A 17,510-nucleotide genomic window follows, 5' to 3' on the forward strand; every position below is an offset into this window, starting at 1 on the left:
GTATCCGTGATGCCACTATGCAAGCAGAAGCTCTGATGATCGGCTATCTCATAGATGCAGAATTGAGGGTTAGAGTCAGCGAACTATAGATGTTCAGAAGTAGTTCAACCCCAGTGCAGCCTTCACCTCGTCCATGGTCCTGGCGGCGACTTCACGCGCTTGCTCTGTGCCTTCACGCAACAACTGCAGGATGTAACCCTTGTCTTCAGCCAGCTCGGCACGACGGGTTCGGATAGGGGTCAACAGTTCCTGCAACACGGCTTCCAGGCGCTTTTTCACGACGCTGTCGGCCAGGCCGCCGCGGGTGTAGTGGGCTTTCAACTCGGCTACTGCGGCCTTGTCGGTATCGAATGCGTCCAGGTAAGTGAATGCGATATTGCCTTCCACATGGCCTGGGTCCTCGATCTTGATGTGCAGGGGGTCAGTGTAGACTTTCTTCACCGCCTTGCTGACTTCATCGGCGGAGGCCCCCAGATTGATGACATTGCCCAGGGATTTGCTCATCTTTGCCTTGCCATCGATACCGGGCAGGCGGCCGATTTCCGGCACCAGCGCCTTGGTCTCCACCAGGATTTCCTGCTTGGTGACCGGGTGCTTGTAGAGGCGGTTGAAACGGCGCACGATTTCGTTGGTCTGCTCTATCATCGGGATCTGGTCTTCTCCCACCGGCACCAAAGTTGCCTTGAAGGCAGTGATATCGGCTGCCTGGCTGACAGGGTAGGTAAGAAATCCTGCGGGGATGTCGCGCTCGAAATTGCGCAGGCGGATTTCTTCCTTGACCGTAGGGTTGCGCTCCAGGCGGGCGACCGTCACCAGGTTGAGATAGTAAAAGGCGAGTTCGGTGAGCTCGGGCACTTGCGATTGGATGAAGATCGTGGACAGCTTGGGGTCGATGCCGACCGCCAGGTAATCCAGAGCCACCTCGATGACGTTGCGGTGGACCTTGTCGATGTCATCCATGTTGTCGGTGAGCGCCTGGGCGTCGGCGAGCATGATGTACTGCTTGTATTCATGCTGGTAATGCACGCGGTTGCGCAGGCTGCCGACGTAATGCCCGAGGTGTAAGGGGCCGGTCGGGCGGTCGCCTGTGAGGATAATGGGTTTTGTGCTCATCGTCTTGTTCTCAATTTGTCTGAAACCGGGCAGGCTGGCCGGGGAGGATATTGTCCATCACTCCCACTCGATTGTGGCTGGTGGCTTGCCCGAGATGTCGTACACCACGCGGTTGATGCCGCGCACTTCATTGATGATACGGTTGGACACCTTGCCCAGCAGGTCGTAAGGCAGCTCGGCCCAGTGCGCGGTCATGAAGTCGGTGGTGACCACAGCGCGCAGGGCGACCACATAGTCATAGGTGCGGCCATCGCCCATTACGCCCACGGATTTCACTGGCAGGAACACGGCAAAGGCTTGCGAGGTCTTGTCGTACCATGACTTGCCGTCCGCATCCTTGGTGTTGCGCAGCTCCTCAATGAAAATATGATCGGCCTGGCGCAGCAGGTCGGCGTATTCGCGCTTGACCTCACCCAGGATGCGCACCCCGAGGCCGGGGCCGGGGAAGGGGTGGCGGTAGACCATGTCGTGCGGCAGACCGAGGGCAATGCCAAGCTCGCGGACTTCATCCTTGAACAGTTCACGCAATGGTTCGAGTAGTTTGAGTTTCAGCGTATCGGGCAGGCCACCTACGTTGTGATGGCTCTTGATGGTATGGGCCTTCTTGGTCTTGGCGCCGGCGGACTCGATGACGTCGGGGTAGATGGTGCCCTGTGCCAGCCACTTGGCTTGCGGTAGCTTGGCAGCTTCCTGCTGGAACACTTCCACGAACTCACGGCCGATGATCTTGCGCTTGGCTTCCGGATCGTTCACACCTGCGAGGTCGCCGAGGAATTTGGCGCTGGCATCGACATGGATGACCTTGACGCCGAGGTTCTTGCCGAAGGTTTCCATTACCTGCTCGGCTTCGTTGAGGCGCAACAGACCGTTGTCGACGAAGACGCAGGTGAGTTGGTCGCCAATCGCGCGATGAATCAGCGCGGCAGCCACTGAGGAATCCACGCCGCCGGAAAGACCGAGGATGACTTCATCGCTGCCGACTTCCTCGCGGATGCGTTGCACAGCGGTTTCCACATAGTCCGGCATGTTCCAGCTCTGGTCGCAACCGCAGATATCGTGTACGAAGCGGTTGAGCAGGGCTTTGCCTTGCTTGGTATGGGTGACTTCAGGATGGAACTGTACCGCGTAGAAGCGGCGGTTTTCGTCCGCCATGCCGGCAATCGGGGTTGCGCTGTTGCTGGCAATGATCTTGAAGCCCTCGGGCAAGGCCGTGACCTTGTCGCCATGGCTCATCCACACGTCCAGCAGGCCGTGGCCCTCGGTATTGCTTTTGTCCTGGATGTCCTTGAGCAGGGCGGAGTGTCCCTGGGCGCGGATTTCAGCATAGCCGAACTCGCGCTTGGCGGCATTTTCCACCGAGCCTCCGAGCTGTGCCGCCATGGTCTGCATGCCGTAGCAGATGCCGAGCACTGGCACGCCAAGCTCGAACACGCTTTGCGGCGCGCGGGGAGTTTCGTCCTCGTAGACGGAGTTGGGGCCGCCGGACAGGATCACGCCTGCCGGGTTGAACTCGCGGATGAATTCATCCGACACGTCCCACGAGTGCAGTTCACAGTAGACATTGGCCTCGCGGATGCGGCGGGCGATCAGTTGGGTGTATTGGGAGCCAAAATCGAGAATCAGAATTTTTTGTTGCATGGAAGCTCAAGCGCTGGGAATAAGGTTGAAGGGTGACCGGCCAAGTAGCGTCAGCTCGCTTGGCATTAGTCAGAAAGGTAATACTCTACCGTGGAAACCACGCGAACCTTCTTGATGTGCGCGGTGCCGGCGTCGCGGTTCTCTATGCTGAACGTGCCCTGGTTGGCGCGCTTGATCTTGCCCAGCGTGCTGTCGGAATCCTTGGCGAACTTGTTGGCGGATTCGCGCGCGCTCTTGGTGGCTTCTTCGATCATGGCCGGCTTGATGTCGTTCAGTTTGCTGTAGATGAACTGCGTGTTGTAGCTGTCGCCCGCAATCGGGATGCCTTGCTGTCCCAGCTCAGCGACCTTGATCATGGTATCCCGCACCTTGTCGACCTGGGCGGAATACACGGTGATGGTGGAGCTGGCGGTGTAGCGGTACCTGGAATTGGCGCCGGCGTCGCCATATTCGCGCGCCTGCTTGTCCACGACGGAAGGCGCGGAGACGCTCGCCTCGTCAGCGCTGAAGCCGTTGCCCTTCAGGAAGGCGAGCACGCTGGCGTTCTTTTGCTGGATGTTCTGGTACAAGGCGCTGAGGTCGTTGTCCGCGACGCTGAATGTAATCGGCCAGATCGCGATATCGGCCTTGACTTCACGCTCGGACAGGCCCTTGACTTCCACCGTACGCTCGAGCTGCTTGATTTGCAGCGCGCTATGCGCAAGCTGGTAGCCGAGACCGCATAACCCTGCGAACAGCAGCACGCCAAGAATGGCATAAGCAGGGATGGATGCGGTCTTTTCGGTTGCCATGGCTTTCTCGCTGGTTAGTCGACGCGGTAGTTAGGGGCTTCTTTGGTGATCTGCACGTCGTGTACGTGGGATTCGCGCATGCCTGCCGCCGTGATCTGCACGAACTCGGCACGGGTACGCATTTCCTCGATGGTGCTGCAGCCGACATAGCCCATGGAGGCGCGCAGGCCGCCCATCAGCTGGTGGATCACCGCGAGCACGCTGCCCTTGTATGGCACGCGGCCTTCGATACCTTCAGGCACCAGCTTGTCGGCATTGCCGTTGTTGTCTTGGAAGTAGCGGTCGCTGGAGCCTTTTTCCATCGCGCCGATGGAGCCCATGCCGCGGTAGGACTTGTAGGAGCGGCCCTGGAACAGCTCGATTTCGCCAGGCGCTTCCTCGGTGCCGGCGAACATGCCGCCCAGCATGACGGAATAGGCGCCGGCCGCAATCGCCTTGGAAATGTCGCCTGAGAAGCGGATGCCGCCGTCGGCGATGAAGGGCACGCCAGTGCCGCGCAGGGCTTCTTCCACGTTGCTTACCGCGCTGATTTGCGGTACGCCGACGCCGGCCACGATGCGGGTGGTGCAGATGGAGCCTGGACCGATGCCGACCTTGACGCCGTCAGCACCGGCATCGACCAATGCCTTGGCCGCGCTGGCGGTGGCGATGTTGCCGCCGATCACTTGCACTTGCGGGAAATTCTTCTTGACCCAGTTGACGCGGTCCAGCACGCCCTGAGAGTGGCCGTGGGCGGTGTCCACCACGATGACGTCCACGCCGGCCTCTGCCAATGCGGCAACGCGGTCTTCGGTGCCGTCACCGACACCGACGGCGGCGCCGACGCGCAGGCGGCCCTTTTCGTCCTTGCAGGCATTGGGGTGGTCGCTGGATTTCTGGATGTCCTTGACGGTGATCAAGCCCTTGAGCTCGAATGCGTCGTTGACCACCAGCACGCGCTCCAGGCGGTGTTTGTGAAGAAGCGCGGTGGCTTCTTCCAGGCTGGCGCCTTCACGCACCGTCACCAGGCGTTCGCGCGGGGTCATGATGTTGGAGATGGCCTGGTCGAGATTGGTCTCGAAGCGCAGGTCGCGGTTGGTGACGATACCGACCACCTTGTTGCCGTCCACGACCGGCAAGCCGGAAATCTTATGCTGGCGGGTTAGCGCCAATACGTCACGTACGGTGAGATGGGGCTGGATGGTGACCGGGTCGATCACAACGCCGGACTCGAAGCGCTTCACGCGTGAAACGTGCGCGGCCTGGGCGGCAATGGTCATGTTCTTGTGCACGATCCCCATGCCGCCTTCCTGGGCCAGCGCGATCGCCAGCGGCGCTTCCGTCACGGTATCCATGGCGGCGGAGATCAGGGGAATGTTGAGAGTGATGGAACGGGTAAGCTTGGTAGCGAGGCTTACTTCGCGGGGCAGCACGTTGGAGTGTGCAGGTATCAGTAAAACATCGTCGAAGGTAAGCGCTTGTTGCAACAGACGCATAAAATATCTTTCCGGCAAAAGGCAATTATACCGGGTAGTGCCGTCATGGTAAATCTCCCCGACATTTTGCCGATAATGATTTGGGAGCCGAGTTTTTCAATTGACGGCAGGGATGAAGCTGCTTACTGTGTGGGCGGGATTTCGATGATTCGGGGGGGTTCATGAGTAAAGCTCGATGGCTGGCATTCGTGATGATGATGGTATTGCCGTGGATGGCGCATGCCCAGGTATACAAGTGGAAAGACAAGAACGGCGTCACGCTGTACTCCGATTCGCCACCGCCTGGCGATGTGCCTTACGAGCTGGTGGATAACGTCAGGTCTGCGCCTAAGTCAGCCGTGGCTCCCGCGGGCAATGGCGAGTCTCAGGCTGTGCGCAATGCCGCGGCCTTGCGTCGCCAGGCAGAGGCCGAGCAGGAAAGGCGCAACGATGAAAAGAAAAGGGTGGAAGACGAGGCTAGGAAAACAAATTGCCAGAACGCCAGGGCGAATTACCAGAATTTCAAGGTGGGCGGGCGTATTTACAAGATGACGCCCGAAGGCGAACGCGAATACCTGGGGGACGAGGATATACAGCGCGGCCTGGAAGAGGCCACCAAGGAAGTGAAGCAATACTGCTCGGATGAAGAGTAGCTAAATAGTCACACTATCTAGCATGATCCATGCTTTGTAAGGCATGCCTAATGAATGGCCAGGGCAGGCGCTCAACGCGTTCTGACCGCAACAGGCGGGGCCTTGCGCCGCACTTTCCTGGCGGCGGCGTTTTGCTTGGCGCGGTTGCGTCTCGCTAGTTTCGGGTCTGCCTGCAGCGGCCGGTAGATCTCCACCCGGTCGTGCGCCTGCAGCGCGGTATTGGCCGCCACCGCCTTGCCAAATATGCCCAGCTTGCTTGCTTCGATATCCAGTCCGGAAAAGTGCTCGGCAATACCGGATTGCCTCACGGCCTCGATTGCCGTTGTGCCGGGCTCCACTTCCAGTTTCAGGATGAGCTGTTTGGTCGGCAACGCATAGGCGACCTCGATGGCAAGCATGGCGCTCATGGCGTCTTGTTGTCGCTTTCGGCCCGCTGCACGAAGGCTTCGACGAAGGTGTTGGCGATATGGCTGAAGACCGGGGCGATCAGTTTCTCCAGTAGGATGCTTGAGAATTCATATTGCAGCTTGAACTGCACCTTGCACGCATCGTCTGCCAGCGGGATGAAATGCCAGAAACCTTCGAGGTGCTTGAACGGGCCGCTCTTGAGGCGGATTTCCATGCTGGTGGGAAACACCTTGTGGTTTTCCGTGGTGAAGTTCTGCTTGAGGCCGTGGTAGTCGATATGAAGCGTGGCCTCGGTCACGGCTTCGTCCCGGCGGTGCAGGTCCACGCCGCCGCACCAGGGCAGAAAGCGCGGATAGGATTCCACATCGTCCACCAGATTAAACATGCGCTCTGCGGAATGCCCGACCAGGACTGTTTTTTCAACCTGTGCCATTCGTGTTGCGATCTAGAGTAAAATGCCAATTTTAAGTCATATTTTCCGGTTGCTAGCAAAATGGCGTGAATTGACCTGCCATCGCATATCAAGCCAGGCGGGAAAACGCCCGGGCACCGGCATCACATTGAAGCAGCAAACACCATGAGTATCGCCCAGAACAAAAAAGCGTTTCACGATTATTTCATCGAGGAAAAATACGAAGCCGGGATTGTGCTGGAAGGCTGGGAAGTGAAGGCGATCCGTGAAAACCGCATCCAGCTCAAGGAAGCCTACGTCATCATCCAGCGCGGCGAGATCTACCTGATCGGTTGCCATGTGACGCCGTTGGGCTCCGCGTCCACCCATGTGCGTCCCGATGCGATCCGTACGCGCAAATTGCTGCTGCACTCCGAGCAGATCGCCAAGCTGATCGGCAAGGTCGAGCGCGCCGGCTATACCCTGGTGCCGCTGGACATGCATTACACCCGCGGGCGCATCAAGGTGCAGATCGGCCTGGCCAAGGGCAAGAAGCAATACGACAAGCGCCACAGCGAGAAGGAAAAAGACTGGAAGCGCGAGCAAAGCTCGCTAATGAAGAAATACGTCAAGACCCAGGCCGGTTCCTGACCTGCTGTATCTCGGAATCATCTGACACTTATCATGGCGATGCGCTGACTGTCCATGGTTCAGCTCCCTGGTATGGTATGGCTGGTACATTCACCGGGGACACGACAATGAACATCTTCGAAGCCTTGCGGCAAAGCCATGAGCGCCAACGCGACCTGCTCGCGCAATTGGTCAATACCAGCGGGGACACGCCCGAGCGCAAGCAATTATTCCTGGACGTCCAGCTCGAAATCGAGGCCCACGAAAGGGCGGAGGAGCGGCATTTCTACCGTCCTATCATGATGGACGACAACGGTATTGATCCTTCCCGGCATGGGATCGCGGAACATCACGAGATCGATGAAATCCTGGAATTGCTGAACGAGACCGAGCTTTCCTCACCGGCATGGCTGGTGCATGCCAAGGAATTGCAGCACAAGGTGCTGCACCATCTGGAGGAGGAGGAGCACAAGTTTTTCCAGATGGCGGGCAAAATCCTCAACCAGCAGGAAAAACAGCAGCTTTCAACCAAGTACCTGCGTGACTACAAAGAGGCGCTTGCGCAATAATTGCTCGCTATGGCTTGCCGCGCCGGAATTCCCAGGGCGGAACCGGTTTGGCGTCCTGCCATAGCCCCTGCTTGTCGCGCTTGGCCTGGTATTCTGCCTGGGCGTAGCTTGAGCGGTCTTCGGGCCCCTGTTCCCGCTCGAAATACTTGTAGTGCCAGGCCATGCCTTTCTGGATTTGCTGCAGGTTGATATCCTGCCCGTTGTAGACCACCTTGCCGACAATCCGGCCATAATCGTCCCGCTTGTTCCAGTCCACGGTGACCTGTTTGCCATTGATGGCGCGGTTGAGCGCCACGCGCGATTGCTTGCCATATGCCTGGTTTTTTTCGGGGGCGTCTATGCCCAGCAACCTGATCTTGTGCTGGGTATTGTTCACCATGATGGTAAGGGTGTCGCCGTCCGCAATATGGATGACCTTGCCGGTCAGCGTTTCGGCATGCACATTGAAAGCGAGCAGTGCGCTAGCCAACACCTTTAGCAAGAGTGTTTTGCCGCGCATGCCGGTTGCGGATATATCGGAAATGGCAGGTTTCATGGGTGGATTATTGCGCGCATGACGTCCCATTGTCCAGAACGGGGAGCCTGATCAGCCGATGCTCTGCAGCATCAGCTGATCATTCCAGTCAATCATTGGCTTGATAAAGGATTCAGGCTGGAAGCCGCCCGATTATAAAGTCAGGATCCATTCGATAACGGTCTTGATATCTTCATCCTTGACGTGGGCATTGGGCGGCATAGGTATGTCGCCCCAGGTGCCGCTGCCGCCGGTCTTGACCTTGGCGAGCAGCCTGGCCTCGGCGCCTGTATCGTTTTTGTATTTTGCCGAGACCTGTTTGTAGGACGGGCCCAGAACTTTTTTATCCACGTTATGGCAGGCAAAACAGCCGCTCTTTTTTGCCAATGCTTGCGCTGCGCCGGCATCCGCTGCGTTTGCAGATATACAGAATAGGGCATGTGCCATTAACCCTGCGCATAGGAATTTTTTCATATGTCACTTTCTCCAGATATTGTTGGAAAAACCTTGATGCAATGCCCCGCGGCAAAAACCATGTTCCAGGCATTGTTTAAATGATAGGGCTTCGGGCCGGTTTTATGAATGCGGCAAATTGTCACGGAGGGGCATTGGATCAGCCTGTAGCCCGCAGTGAATGTGGCAGTAGTATTGATAAAAAAGCCCGCAGGGCGCGGGCGTTTAATGAAGAACGTTGCTCGGGGCTTACGCGGGATACATCACCTCGGCTGTCCAGGAAGCTTGCGGTTGCGAATGCAATTGCCAGAATTGTTCCGCAATGTCTTTTGCCTCTTTCGACTCCGGCGAGACGAAGGTCGCGACCGTGACAGTGGCAATATGCACATTCTTCTGCTTGGCCGACTCGAACAGCCCCAGTGCGATGGTGCGTGTACCGGCCTTGCCGATGCTCAGGGATAAATAGTCCGGGCTCGGATATAGCGCAAAACCGCCGCCCGTAATCAGGATGGTGCCTTCCCCTCGATTTTCCTGCCTGGGCTTGATGGCCTGAACCGCGGCAAGCGCGCCGCCAATGTTGACGGCCAGGTCGCTGACGAAGCTGTCGGCAGGCTGTTGTTCCACTGTTGCCTGGCGAAGATTGGCCGCGTTGTAGTGCAGAACGTCTATGGCCCCAAGGGTATTCTCAATCTCATCGACCAAGGCGATTACACTTGCCGGGTTGCTGGCGTCGACTGTGCGCACCTCCACCTGGTGATTCGCTTCCCGCAATGCCTTGGCCAGCGCATCAAGCTTGTCCGCATTGCGGGCGCTGAGCACTACGCGGTAGCCTTCCCGGGCAAAACGCGCTGCGGTTTCAAACCCGATTCCAGGGCCTGTGCCAATGCTTAAGAAAGTTTTCATCTCCATCTCCATGTCAAATTGAAGGGATATTGTATAGATGTGGAATCAATGGATAATGGATAGTTTCAGCAAATGAAAACTGCAGAAAATGCATGAATTGCTAAGCCGTGTCTCCCTGGATGAGCTTGTCGCCTTTATGGCAGTGGCGGAAACCAGTAGTTTTTCCGCCGCCGCCAAGCGCATTGGGAGGGATGCCACCATCCTGTCCCGCAGGGTGAGCCAGCTGGAAAGCCGCCTCGGCGTGCGGCTGTTGACTCGCACCACCCGGCGGGTGGTATTGACGGAGGTGGGCAATTTCTACTACCCGCGCATACGCACCATTATCGATGAACTGGATGCCGCCAGCCTTGAAGCCAGCAGTTTCGCCTCCAGCCCGCAGGGGCTGCTGCGCATATCGCTGCCGCTCACATTCGGCAAGCAATGGATAGCTCCGCTTATTCCAGGCTTCATAGCGCAACACCCACGGATCAAGGTAGACGTCAGGTTCACCGACCGCCTGGTAGACCTCGTGGCCGAAGGCTACGACATCGCGATCAGGCTGGGCTCTTCCTTGAGTAGCAGTTCGCTGACTGCGAAGAAAATTGCGCCATTCCGCTACGTGCTGCTTGCCGCTCCCAAATTCATCGCAGAGCATGGGCTCCCTGCCGGCCCTGAAGATTTGGCGCATTATCCTTGCCTGGGTTTCACCAGCCTGTCGACCTGGCCTGAATGGAGGTTGAAGAACGGCGCTCAACGAAAGACGATCCGCCCAGAAGGGCCGCTGGTGACCGATAACTCAGAAGCCTTGCTCCTGGCTGCTATCCAAGGCGCCGGTATCATACTCACTGCGGATTGGTTAGCTGCTGCCGCAATACGTGAAGGAGCATTGATCGAAGTCCTGCCTGGATGGGAGGGGGCGGGGGAAGGCGGGATTTATGCAGTAATGCCGCCTGGACGCCTCATTCCGACAAAAACCAGGCTCTTCGTGGATGAAATCACTGCATCAATACGCAAGGGGTTAGGCTGATCAAACAATCATTGATGAGCGAATACGCAACCAGTTCTCTTCCATAGACATCGGCCTCAAGCTTGTCTCAAGCTGTTCCACTGTAAGGGAATGTCGGACAATCTCCGATAGTGACGATACGGCTCCGAAGATAGTATTACTTAAGCAGATTGTTATTCTTTATGGATAGGCCGGAGATGGAGGTTTCCACGCCATGCGCCTCATCGGATGCTGGGAACCCAAGCTATAAGCTATTGAGGAGATTGGATACGATGACTCGGAAGAACCTGTCGAACATCCTGATTTTTATCATTCTTTTATCCGTATTCAGCGGGCTGGGGCTGTGCCTGTTCTACTCTTTGTCGATACCGGTAAAGTGACCTTGCCAGGAAATCTAAAAATAAAAAAAAACTGCTGTTCAAAAAGAGATGAAAACAGGTTTTTTTATTTCGTAGCAGAGCCTTAAAAGACCAGTGCGGCAGATGGAGTTGCCGGCCTCATTATTGACGGTTTGAAGAGTAGAGATATTTCTTTTCGGATCGGAATACCTCTTTTATCAATGTTGCTCCCGCGGCGGTTCTGGTTCAACAGGCTCTTCCGCCAATGGAACTGTCATCCATTTGCTGGGGTTGTTGTCTCCATCAGCCTGATCCTCGGCAGCACGCTGCTCTATAACGCGTGCCTGCGACTCGAGTTCGGTACGGGCTGGCTCAGGCAGTGGTGGTTCCGGTCCGATAACGCGATAAATGCCTATGCCGGCCAGCACGGCAATGAACAAGCCTAATAGGGTCCGTTGCAGAGAACTCAAACGGCGCTTGTCTGGTGTGCTCATCTTTAGACCTCTCGTGTAAGGGGTAAAACCATACGACAATCAATATGCGCCAAGGTGCCGTCTAGCATTTCATTGGCGTTTCACAGTTTCATTGATTGATGCCATATTCTTTTCCGATAGCGGTAAGCGGCCAAGAGATTTTTGCGTGCCAGAATGTAAGACAACGCCCGATAGTGAAAATGAAATTCCCTCTATATGATCCTTCTTAAAATGATTCAACAAGTTAAGGATAAACAATGGAAAACCTAAAGGGAGACGCTATGCGACCAGAGCTTGAACCTTGGATTGCGCTGGGATTGGCTTTTGTTGGGACGTTGTTGATGGGTGTCATTTGTTGGATGTATCAGTTTTACCTCACTTGACCTTAAGTCGTTACGTAGGAGGTTGGTATGCTGAGTCGACAAGAAGTCGCCGAAATTAGCATTTGGGTGCTCATTCTGTTAATGATCAATGGCGTGGGGCTATTCGTGTTTTACCAATTAATGTCCTACGCAGAGTGAGCCTATGCCCGGCGGCGTAAAATACATCAATCCCAAGGGCGAGGATTTAGAGATTTACTTTCCCGATCCCCAAGCTTATCTGCCCGTACAGCGTAAGTTGGGCCTAATCGAATGGTTGAAGTGGGGCAAGCGTGACGAGGAAACCGCTCCCGAGCTTGCTGAGTTCTTGCAAGGAGGATGGGCTCGCAAGGATTTGCTTGATGCTGGTGAATGGAAACAGTTAGACACAGAGATCGTGAGCCTGGCTGTGCATGCCTTTATGGAAAAGGACGAAGACAACGCTCCACTCTGGTTTGAGGTTCCCCAGGGGCATGCGATCCAGGCGTTGATTATTAAAGAGCACAATGAAGAACGTGTCTATGTGATCATCTCTGATCCGCCCTTGGAATATTCCTGGTTGCATGATGGATGGCCCTTGTTGGCTTCGATAGACCAGTTGACCGGTTGACTAAGCGGGCAAAGCGACAAAACCTGTCTTTAGTGTTCCCTGAAGGACAATGTAAGACAAAAGCCGATGTTTGCCAGTGAGAATCACGTTTATGCTTGGTAGCGCTGGTTGGTTCAGGCGGGATATTAATGGCTTCCCCCCAGACATTTGCTCCCAGTTCATGGTTGAGCCGATCAGCAACTCCTCTACAAAGCCCCTGGCTACTTGATAATCCAGTATCAATCCCCATTTGGCAAACGTCAAGACATGACAAACACGCGCGGGAAATCTGAAGAAAGGTTATAATCCGCCTCCCGGCTCTCGTGAGAACTTTCATTCTCAAGGGGAGTCATACGATAGCTTTAAACCATCAGGGGCCGACCAGGTTTCGACGTGGGTTGCAAAGCAGCGCAGGGCATACCGAGGCCTAGTCACCTCGTAAATAAACTAGAACAAGTATAGTCGCAAACGACGAAACTTACGCTCTAGCCGCTTAATCCCGGCTGGACGCTGCACCGGAAGGCCTCTCGGCCGGGCGGGTAACCGCAGCAGCGTCATTTAGAGAGGATCGTGTTGTATTGGGTTACTTAATACAACATTAAATCCAAGGTAACTCGCCTGCTGTTCGCTTGCTCGTTGGTGGGCATCAGGTTAAATCAAACAACACAGCTAAGTATGTAGAACTGTCTGTGGAGGGCTTGCGGACGGGGGTTCGATTCCCCCCGGCTCCACCAAATACTAATTCAGCGCAATTCAAAGCGGTACACAAACCCCGGTAATCCCAGTGATTCCGGGGTTTTTGTTTATTTCCTTTCAAACAAGGAGTTATGAGATAACTTTGGGTAACAGGACTTACCCATTTATATTTGATGCAAATAAGTTTAACGCTTTTAAAGCAACCTATTGTCTTGAAGCGGTCAGCGATCTCCCGCAGGAGATTATGGGAAAGAAAGCATTGGGGCAAGATCGCACTACGAATTCCATCATTAAAAAACAGCATTCAAAATCCATTCTCATATTTTGATGATTTCTCAGAATCAGCCTGCGGTAACTCAGATAATGCCTCAATGACTACCCGATACTCAGGCTCGCGAAAATGCTGTCTTAAACCGTCAAGGATATGATACTGCGCATCTTCACTCCAAGGCGTGAAAAACAAAGGCCAGTAAGCTGATTTGGGGCCGCCCCACGTACTTGGGGTTTTAAGGAGTTGTTCCACAATTACTCGATATTGTACTGTCATAAGGTAGGGCCGTTTTCAAAGCATGAGGCCAAGTGCGTCACTTAACCAGCAAAAGCATTATTATGGCAATAATCGAGATGGTGAGTGCTTTCAATTAATTGCTTCCCTATTGGTGAGCGGTGTTTCCATTGCTTATGCTCAGCAATGGCCTCTTCAGGCTATCATTGGCCTACCGGCGCGCTACCTCGGAAAGGATGTACGGAAAGCAGGGCGAACCCTGCTTTCCTAATACAGAGTGAGGCTATTCGATCATTTCTTTACCTTGCGCTGCAGGTTTCGCGCTTCCGCTAAGTGATGCTGCAGGGTGGGCAAGGTCTTGGACGCCAATTTCTTGACGTCGGCATCGTCCGCTTCTTTCGAGGTTTCATCAAACAGCTTGACTGCATCTTCATGTGCGGCCACGCCTATTTCCTCTGCATAAGCTTCATCGAAATCCTTGCCGTCTTTGCTTTCCAGCAATTTGGCCTTTCCTTTTTGTACTAGGCTTGGTTCTGTTGGGATTTCAACGCCTTTCTGCTTGGCAAGGTCGCTCAATTCGCTGTATGCCTTCTTATGATCGGTAATCATGGTGTTGGCAAACTTGAGCACTTCCGGATTCTTGGACTTGGTCTTGGCAAGTTCACTAGCTGCGATTTCCGCCTTGCCCGCTTGAGCCGCATTTTCTATGAAGTGCTTATCGGCCATGGATAGATCAGCGGCAATCCCGGACGATGCGTATACCAATGATACAAGCCCAAATATCAGGCAGGGCTTGGCTAATGCGTAAGGCAGTGTTTTCATTCTGGTCTCCCACTTGGATAATGAAGAGGGGAAACGTATCACTTTGAAATGATTGCACTAATAAGAAGGTGTCTGATTGATATGTCGGAATTTAACAATATAGTCGTACTCCAGATGCCGTGATGCAATCAAGGCGCATTGCCGGTATAGGCAAGCTCAATCTCATCCATGAATAATCCGCAGGTCCAGCTAGACTGTGCGATGTGCATTTCGCCTACGCACGCCTCCTTAAGCTCCTACCCTTTTTTAAGCTTCTCTCGTACATCATCCTTGGCGCGAATGGTTCATAGTGATGTCGCTGGGTTTTATCAACAAAATATAAATCTAGGAGATACCATGACAAGAACTGTAACTGGATTATTCAAGGATAAGGATAGCGCCGAGCGCGCATATCTAAGTGCTACAAATGCTGGTTACCGGCCTGATGAGATCGATGTTGTCATGTCGGAAGAGACCCGTGAACGATTTTATGGCAAGGATACGACCCTTGTTACCGAGGTAGGCAACAAGTCAGCTGAAGGCGCTGCGGTAGGAGGGGCTATCGGCGCCTCTGTCGGCGCGATTGCGGGCGCAATCGCCGCTACCGGGACAGTGTTGGCGCTGCCTGGGCTCGGCTTGGTGATTGCTGGCCCCCTGGCGGCCGCAGTGGCTGGCGCCGGCGCGGGTGGCGTCTCCGCAGGGATCGTAGGAGCCTTGGTGGGCTGGGCCATTCCTGAGGACAGGCTCAAAGAATATGAGGAAGGCGTGAACAGGGGCGGGATACTGATAGGCGTCCGCTCCCGCAGCGATGAGGATTCCCGTCGGTTCGCTGAGGACTGGGAATCCAATAAGGGCCATTATATCCATTCCTGATCAGGGCCTCGCCCTTGTTGCCAAAACGCGCCTTGAAGGCGCGTTTTGCATATCTGGGAACCAGGAAAAGCTGAATGGTAGCTTGGGTTTGCAACCACCAAAGAGCTTCTCACCCCGTATGCTTATTTCTCCTAACTGGAGCGACGGCCAAATCGCTGATGTTTATTAGTGCTGGGTGATCAAAGCCTCATTGGGCTCGCCGTTCTTCTGGAACAGGTTGGCTTGGTGCTTGAGCAATTTGGTGATGTTTTGAGCGGGCAGGGGTTTGCTGAACAGATAGCCCTGCATTTTGCTGCATCCCATCCTGTGCAGGGTTCTCATCTGCTGCAAGGTTTCCACGCCTTCTGCGATCAGGTCCAGTTTGAAGCCTTTGGCGATTCCCGAGATGGCCGTGATGATGGGCACGCTTTCGTTATGCGTATTGATGTCGCCGACGAAGGATTTATCGATCTTGATATTGTGGATGGGGAATTGCCTGAGGTAAGAGAGGGAGGAGTAACAGGTGCCGAAATCATCCAAGGCGATTTTGATGCCTTGCTTGCCCAGCGCCTTGAGTTTTGCGACGGTGTTCTCGAGGTCCCTGACCAACAGGTTTTCGGTGATCTCGATTTCGAAGAATTCCGGTTTGAGGTGCTGGGCCTGGATGTAGTTGAGCGTTTTGGCGACGAAGTTTTCCTCCTCCACCAGCTGGGGCGAGATGTTGATGGCGAGCCTGAAGCTCAATAAGCCTGCTTCCTCCCATGACTGCATCTGCTGGCAGGCTTCTGCCAGCAGCATCTCGCTGAGCGAGAAGATGAGGCCGGTTTCTTCGGCCAAGGGAATGAATTCCGTGGGCGATATGATGCCGAGCTCGGGGTGGTGCCAGCGCGCCAGGGCTTCGAGGCCGATGATCTTGCGGGTTTCCACGTCCACCTGGGGCTGATAGTGCAGGATGATTTGCTTTTTCTCGATCGCGCGCCTGAGTTCGTTTTCCATGGAAAGCTTTTTGTGGAACATGGCGTTCATGCTGGCTTCGTAGTATTGATAGCCGTTCTTGCCACGCCACTTGACGTGGTACATGGCGATGTCCGCGCTCTTGATCAGCGTTTCGATAGAGTCGCCATGGTCCGGGTATAGCGCAATGCCGATGCTGGACGAGATGAAGATTTCGCGTTCGTCCAGCAGGAACGGGCGCTTGAGTTCCTCCACAATCTTGGCTGCGACCAGGCTGGCGTCGTCGGGCTGCTGCAAGTCATGCAAAAGCAGGGTGAACTCGTCGCCGCCCATGCGCGCCAGGGTGTCCTGCGCGCGCAAACAGCCTGAAAGGCGTTGCGCAACGTGCTTGAGCAGCTCGTCTCCGTAAAAGTGGCCCAACGTGTCGTTGACCCATTTGAAGCGGTCGAGGTCAAGGAACATGATGGCGAGTTGCTGCTGGTTGCGCTTGGCGTGGTTCAGGGCCACATTGAGCCGGCCCTTGAACAGGGCGCGGTTGGGTAGGCCTGTCAGGGTGTCGTGATAGGCCTGGCGGGTGATGACTTCTTCCACCTTCTTGCGGTCGCTGATGTCGCGCGCGACGCCATAGGTGCCGCTGAAGGGGGTGCCTGACTCATGGGTGCCGGCGTAGGTGCCGGTCGCATTGAGAACGACGGTGATGAAGTTGATTTCAAAATGCCGCACTTCAGTTTCGCGGTCCTTGCATTTCAAGCGCAGCTCGATGTTGCGTGTGGCGCGGTTGCCGGTACGGCGCTCATTAAAGGCATAGGAGGCGCGGTCGAAATCATCGCTATAGATGATTTCCGTGTAGTGCTTGCCGATCAGGGATTCGCGCCTGTAGCCGAGCAGGGTTTCTACCCGGTGGTTGATGAAGGTGAAGCGTCCGCTGTCATCCAGGGTGTAGATGATGTCGGGCGAGCTGTTGACCAGGTAGCGGTAGAGGTTTTCGGATTCCTCGAGCCTGGCGTGGATGCTGCGATTCTGGGTTTCCAGGCGCGATTTCTCGATCGCGTTTTCAATCGTATGCAGCAATTCTTCCGGCTGGTATGGCTTGCGCAGGAAATCGTAAGCTCCCAGGCGCATGGCTTCGATGGCGGCGTTGAAGGTTTTCGTGCCGCTGATGACAATGACGGGAGGAGGGGCCGTGTGGGTAGCGAGCTCGGTCAGGACGTCGAAGCCGTTCATATCGGGCATGGAGAGGTCGAGCAGCATGAGGTCGAACTTGATGTCCATGACCAGTTGCAGCGCGTCCTCGCCAGATGAGCACATTTCGGCGTTGTAACCGTGTAATTGCAGCAATTGCTGCAGGCTTTGCGCCAGGCGCTCATTGTCGTCGACAATCAATACATTGGGCCTAGACATCAGTTTGTTCACGACTTGCGAAGGGGTGGAAGCGGCCATC

At 55.2% G+C, this 17,510-nt stretch carries 19 protein-coding genes and 1 other RNA gene; 7 read left to right on the forward strand and 13 right to left on the reverse strand.

What is annotated here, in order from left to right; genetic code table 11:
* Positions 1 to 93: 93 nt before the first annotated feature.
* From trpS to guaB, 4 genes are all read right to left on the reverse strand, one after another.
* Positions 94 to 1,113, reverse strand: a complete 1,020-nt coding sequence (trpS, locus tag ACKF11_RS03685; protein ID WP_287110414.1) for a tryptophan--tRNA ligase — start codon at positions 1,111 to 1,113, stop codon at positions 94 to 96.
* A 57-nt stretch (positions 1,114 to 1,170) separates the two neighbouring features.
* Positions 1,171 to 2,751, reverse strand: coding sequence for a glutamine-hydrolyzing GMP synthase (gene guaA, locus ACKF11_RS03690; protein WP_407995992.1), 1,581 nt, complete (start codon positions 2,749 to 2,751; stop codon positions 1,171 to 1,173).
* Between the two features lie 65 nt (positions 2,752 to 2,816).
* Positions 2,817 to 3,542 (reverse strand): SIMPL domain-containing protein, encoded by a 726-nt coding sequence (locus ACKF11_RS03695; protein ID WP_407995993.1) that lies wholly within the window; start codon positions 3,540 to 3,542, stop codon positions 2,817 to 2,819.
* A 14-nt stretch (positions 3,543 to 3,556) separates the two neighbouring features.
* Entirely contained in the window at positions 3,557 to 5,017 is a 1,461-nt protein-coding gene (gene guaB / locus ACKF11_RS03700; protein ID WP_407995994.1) for an IMP dehydrogenase, read from the reverse strand.
* A 161-nt stretch (positions 5,018 to 5,178) separates the two neighbouring features.
* Between guaB and ACKF11_RS03705 the strand changes: the two genes are divergently transcribed.
* The gene (locus ACKF11_RS03705; RefSeq protein WP_407995995.1) at positions 5,179 to 5,649 is read left to right on the forward strand and encodes a DUF4124 domain-containing protein; all 471 of its coding nucleotides are present in this window, start codon (positions 5,179 to 5,181) and stop codon (positions 5,647 to 5,649) included.
* Positions 5,650 to 5,720: 71 nt separating this feature from the next.
* On the opposite strand, the gene ACKF11_RS03710 is transcribed toward ACKF11_RS03705, so the two are convergent.
* Both ACKF11_RS03710 and ACKF11_RS03715 read right to left on the reverse strand, forming a co-directional pair.
* Positions 5,721 to 6,056 carry an RnfH family protein gene (locus ACKF11_RS03710; RefSeq protein WP_407995996.1) on the reverse strand — a complete coding sequence of 112 codons (336 nt, stop codon included), beginning with the start codon at positions 6,054 to 6,056 and terminating at the stop codon, positions 5,721 to 5,723.
* Complete coding sequence (locus ACKF11_RS03715) at positions 6,053 to 6,490, reverse strand: type II toxin-antitoxin system RatA family toxin (RefSeq protein WP_407995997.1); 438 nt, start codon at positions 6,488 to 6,490, stop codon at positions 6,053 to 6,055. Before ACKF11_RS03715 ends, ACKF11_RS03710 begins: the two co-directional genes overlap by 4 nt.
* Before the next feature lie 126 nt (positions 6,491 to 6,616).
* On the opposite strand from ACKF11_RS03715, the gene smpB reads away from it, so the two are divergent.
* Complete coding sequence (gene smpB, locus ACKF11_RS03720; RefSeq protein ID WP_407996035.1) at positions 6,617 to 7,099, forward strand: SsrA-binding protein SmpB; 483 nt, start codon at positions 6,617 to 6,619, stop codon at positions 7,097 to 7,099.
* A 107-nt stretch (positions 7,100 to 7,206) separates the two neighbouring features.
* Positions 7,207 to 7,647: a hemerythrin domain-containing protein gene (locus tag ACKF11_RS03725; RefSeq protein ID WP_407995998.1), complete on the forward strand. Its 441-nt coding sequence runs from the start codon at positions 7,207 to 7,209 to the stop codon at positions 7,645 to 7,647.
* 7 nt (positions 7,648 to 7,654) lie between these two features.
* On the opposite strand, the gene ACKF11_RS03730 is transcribed toward ACKF11_RS03725, so the two are convergent.
* From ACKF11_RS03730 to ACKF11_RS03740, 3 genes are all read right to left on the reverse strand, one after another.
* The gene (locus ACKF11_RS03730) at positions 7,655 to 8,182 is read right to left on the reverse strand and encodes a thermonuclease family protein (RefSeq protein WP_407995999.1); all 528 of its coding nucleotides are present in this window, start codon (positions 8,180 to 8,182) and stop codon (positions 7,655 to 7,657) included.
* A gap of 132 nt (positions 8,183 to 8,314) precedes the next feature.
* Entirely contained in the window at positions 8,315 to 8,635 is a 321-nt protein-coding gene (locus ACKF11_RS03735; RefSeq protein WP_407996000.1) for a c-type cytochrome, read from the reverse strand.
* A 228-nt stretch (positions 8,636 to 8,863) separates the two neighbouring features.
* The gene (locus ACKF11_RS03740) at positions 8,864 to 9,517 is read right to left on the reverse strand and encodes an SDR family NAD(P)-dependent oxidoreductase (RefSeq protein WP_407996001.1); all 654 of its coding nucleotides are present in this window, start codon (positions 9,515 to 9,517) and stop codon (positions 8,864 to 8,866) included.
* 88 nt (positions 9,518 to 9,605) lie between these two features.
* On the opposite strand from ACKF11_RS03740, the gene ACKF11_RS03745 reads away from it, so the two are divergent.
* The gene (locus ACKF11_RS03745) at positions 9,606 to 10,523 is read left to right on the forward strand and encodes a LysR family transcriptional regulator (protein WP_407994150.1); all 918 of its coding nucleotides are present in this window, start codon (positions 9,606 to 9,608) and stop codon (positions 10,521 to 10,523) included.
* Between the two features lie 535 nt (positions 10,524 to 11,058).
* Here ACKF11_RS03745 and ACKF11_RS03750 read toward each other — a convergent pair.
* Entirely contained in the window at positions 11,059 to 11,334 is a 276-nt protein-coding gene (locus ACKF11_RS03750) for a hypothetical protein (RefSeq protein ID WP_309564951.1), read from the reverse strand.
* 504 nt (positions 11,335 to 11,838) lie between these two features.
* Between ACKF11_RS03750 and ACKF11_RS03755 the strand changes: the two genes are divergently transcribed.
* On the forward strand, positions 11,839 to 12,282 hold the full coding sequence (locus tag ACKF11_RS03755) for a hypothetical protein (protein ID WP_407994149.1): 444 nt from the start codon (positions 11,839 to 11,841) through the stop codon (positions 12,280 to 12,282).
* Positions 12,283 to 12,634: 352 nt separating this feature from the next.
* Positions 12,635 to 12,995: a transfer-messenger RNA gene (gene ssrA, locus ACKF11_RS03760) on the forward strand.
* Positions 12,996 to 13,261: 266 nt separating this feature from the next.
* Here ssrA and ACKF11_RS03765 read toward each other — a convergent pair.
* Both ACKF11_RS03765 and ACKF11_RS03770 read right to left on the reverse strand, forming a co-directional pair.
* A complete protein-coding gene (locus ACKF11_RS03765) occupies positions 13,262 to 13,504 on the reverse strand; it encodes a hypothetical protein (RefSeq protein ID WP_407994148.1) in 243 nt (80 codons plus the stop codon).
* Between the two features lie 249 nt (positions 13,505 to 13,753).
* Positions 13,754 to 14,284 carry a DUF4142 domain-containing protein gene (locus ACKF11_RS03770; RefSeq protein WP_407996002.1) on the reverse strand — a complete coding sequence of 177 codons (531 nt, stop codon included), beginning with the start codon at positions 14,282 to 14,284 and terminating at the stop codon, positions 13,754 to 13,756.
* A 336-nt stretch (positions 14,285 to 14,620) separates the two neighbouring features.
* Between ACKF11_RS03770 and ACKF11_RS03775 the strand changes: the two genes are divergently transcribed.
* A complete protein-coding gene (locus tag ACKF11_RS03775; RefSeq protein WP_407996003.1) occupies positions 14,621 to 15,136 on the forward strand; it encodes a hypothetical protein in 516 nt (171 codons plus the stop codon).
* A 165-nt stretch (positions 15,137 to 15,301) separates the two neighbouring features.
* On the opposite strand, the gene ACKF11_RS03780 is transcribed toward ACKF11_RS03775, so the two are convergent.
* Positions 15,302 to 17,509, reverse strand: a complete 2,208-nt coding sequence (locus ACKF11_RS03780) for an EAL domain-containing protein (protein ID WP_407996004.1) — start codon at positions 17,507 to 17,509, stop codon at positions 15,302 to 15,304.
* Position 17,510 lies beyond the last annotated feature (1 nt).

The sequence above is a fragment of the Methylobacillus draconifructus genome (assembly GCF_045984385.1).
Taxonomy (GTDB): Bacteria; Pseudomonadota; Gammaproteobacteria; order Burkholderiales; family Methylophilaceae; genus Methylobacillus; species Methylobacillus flagellatus_A.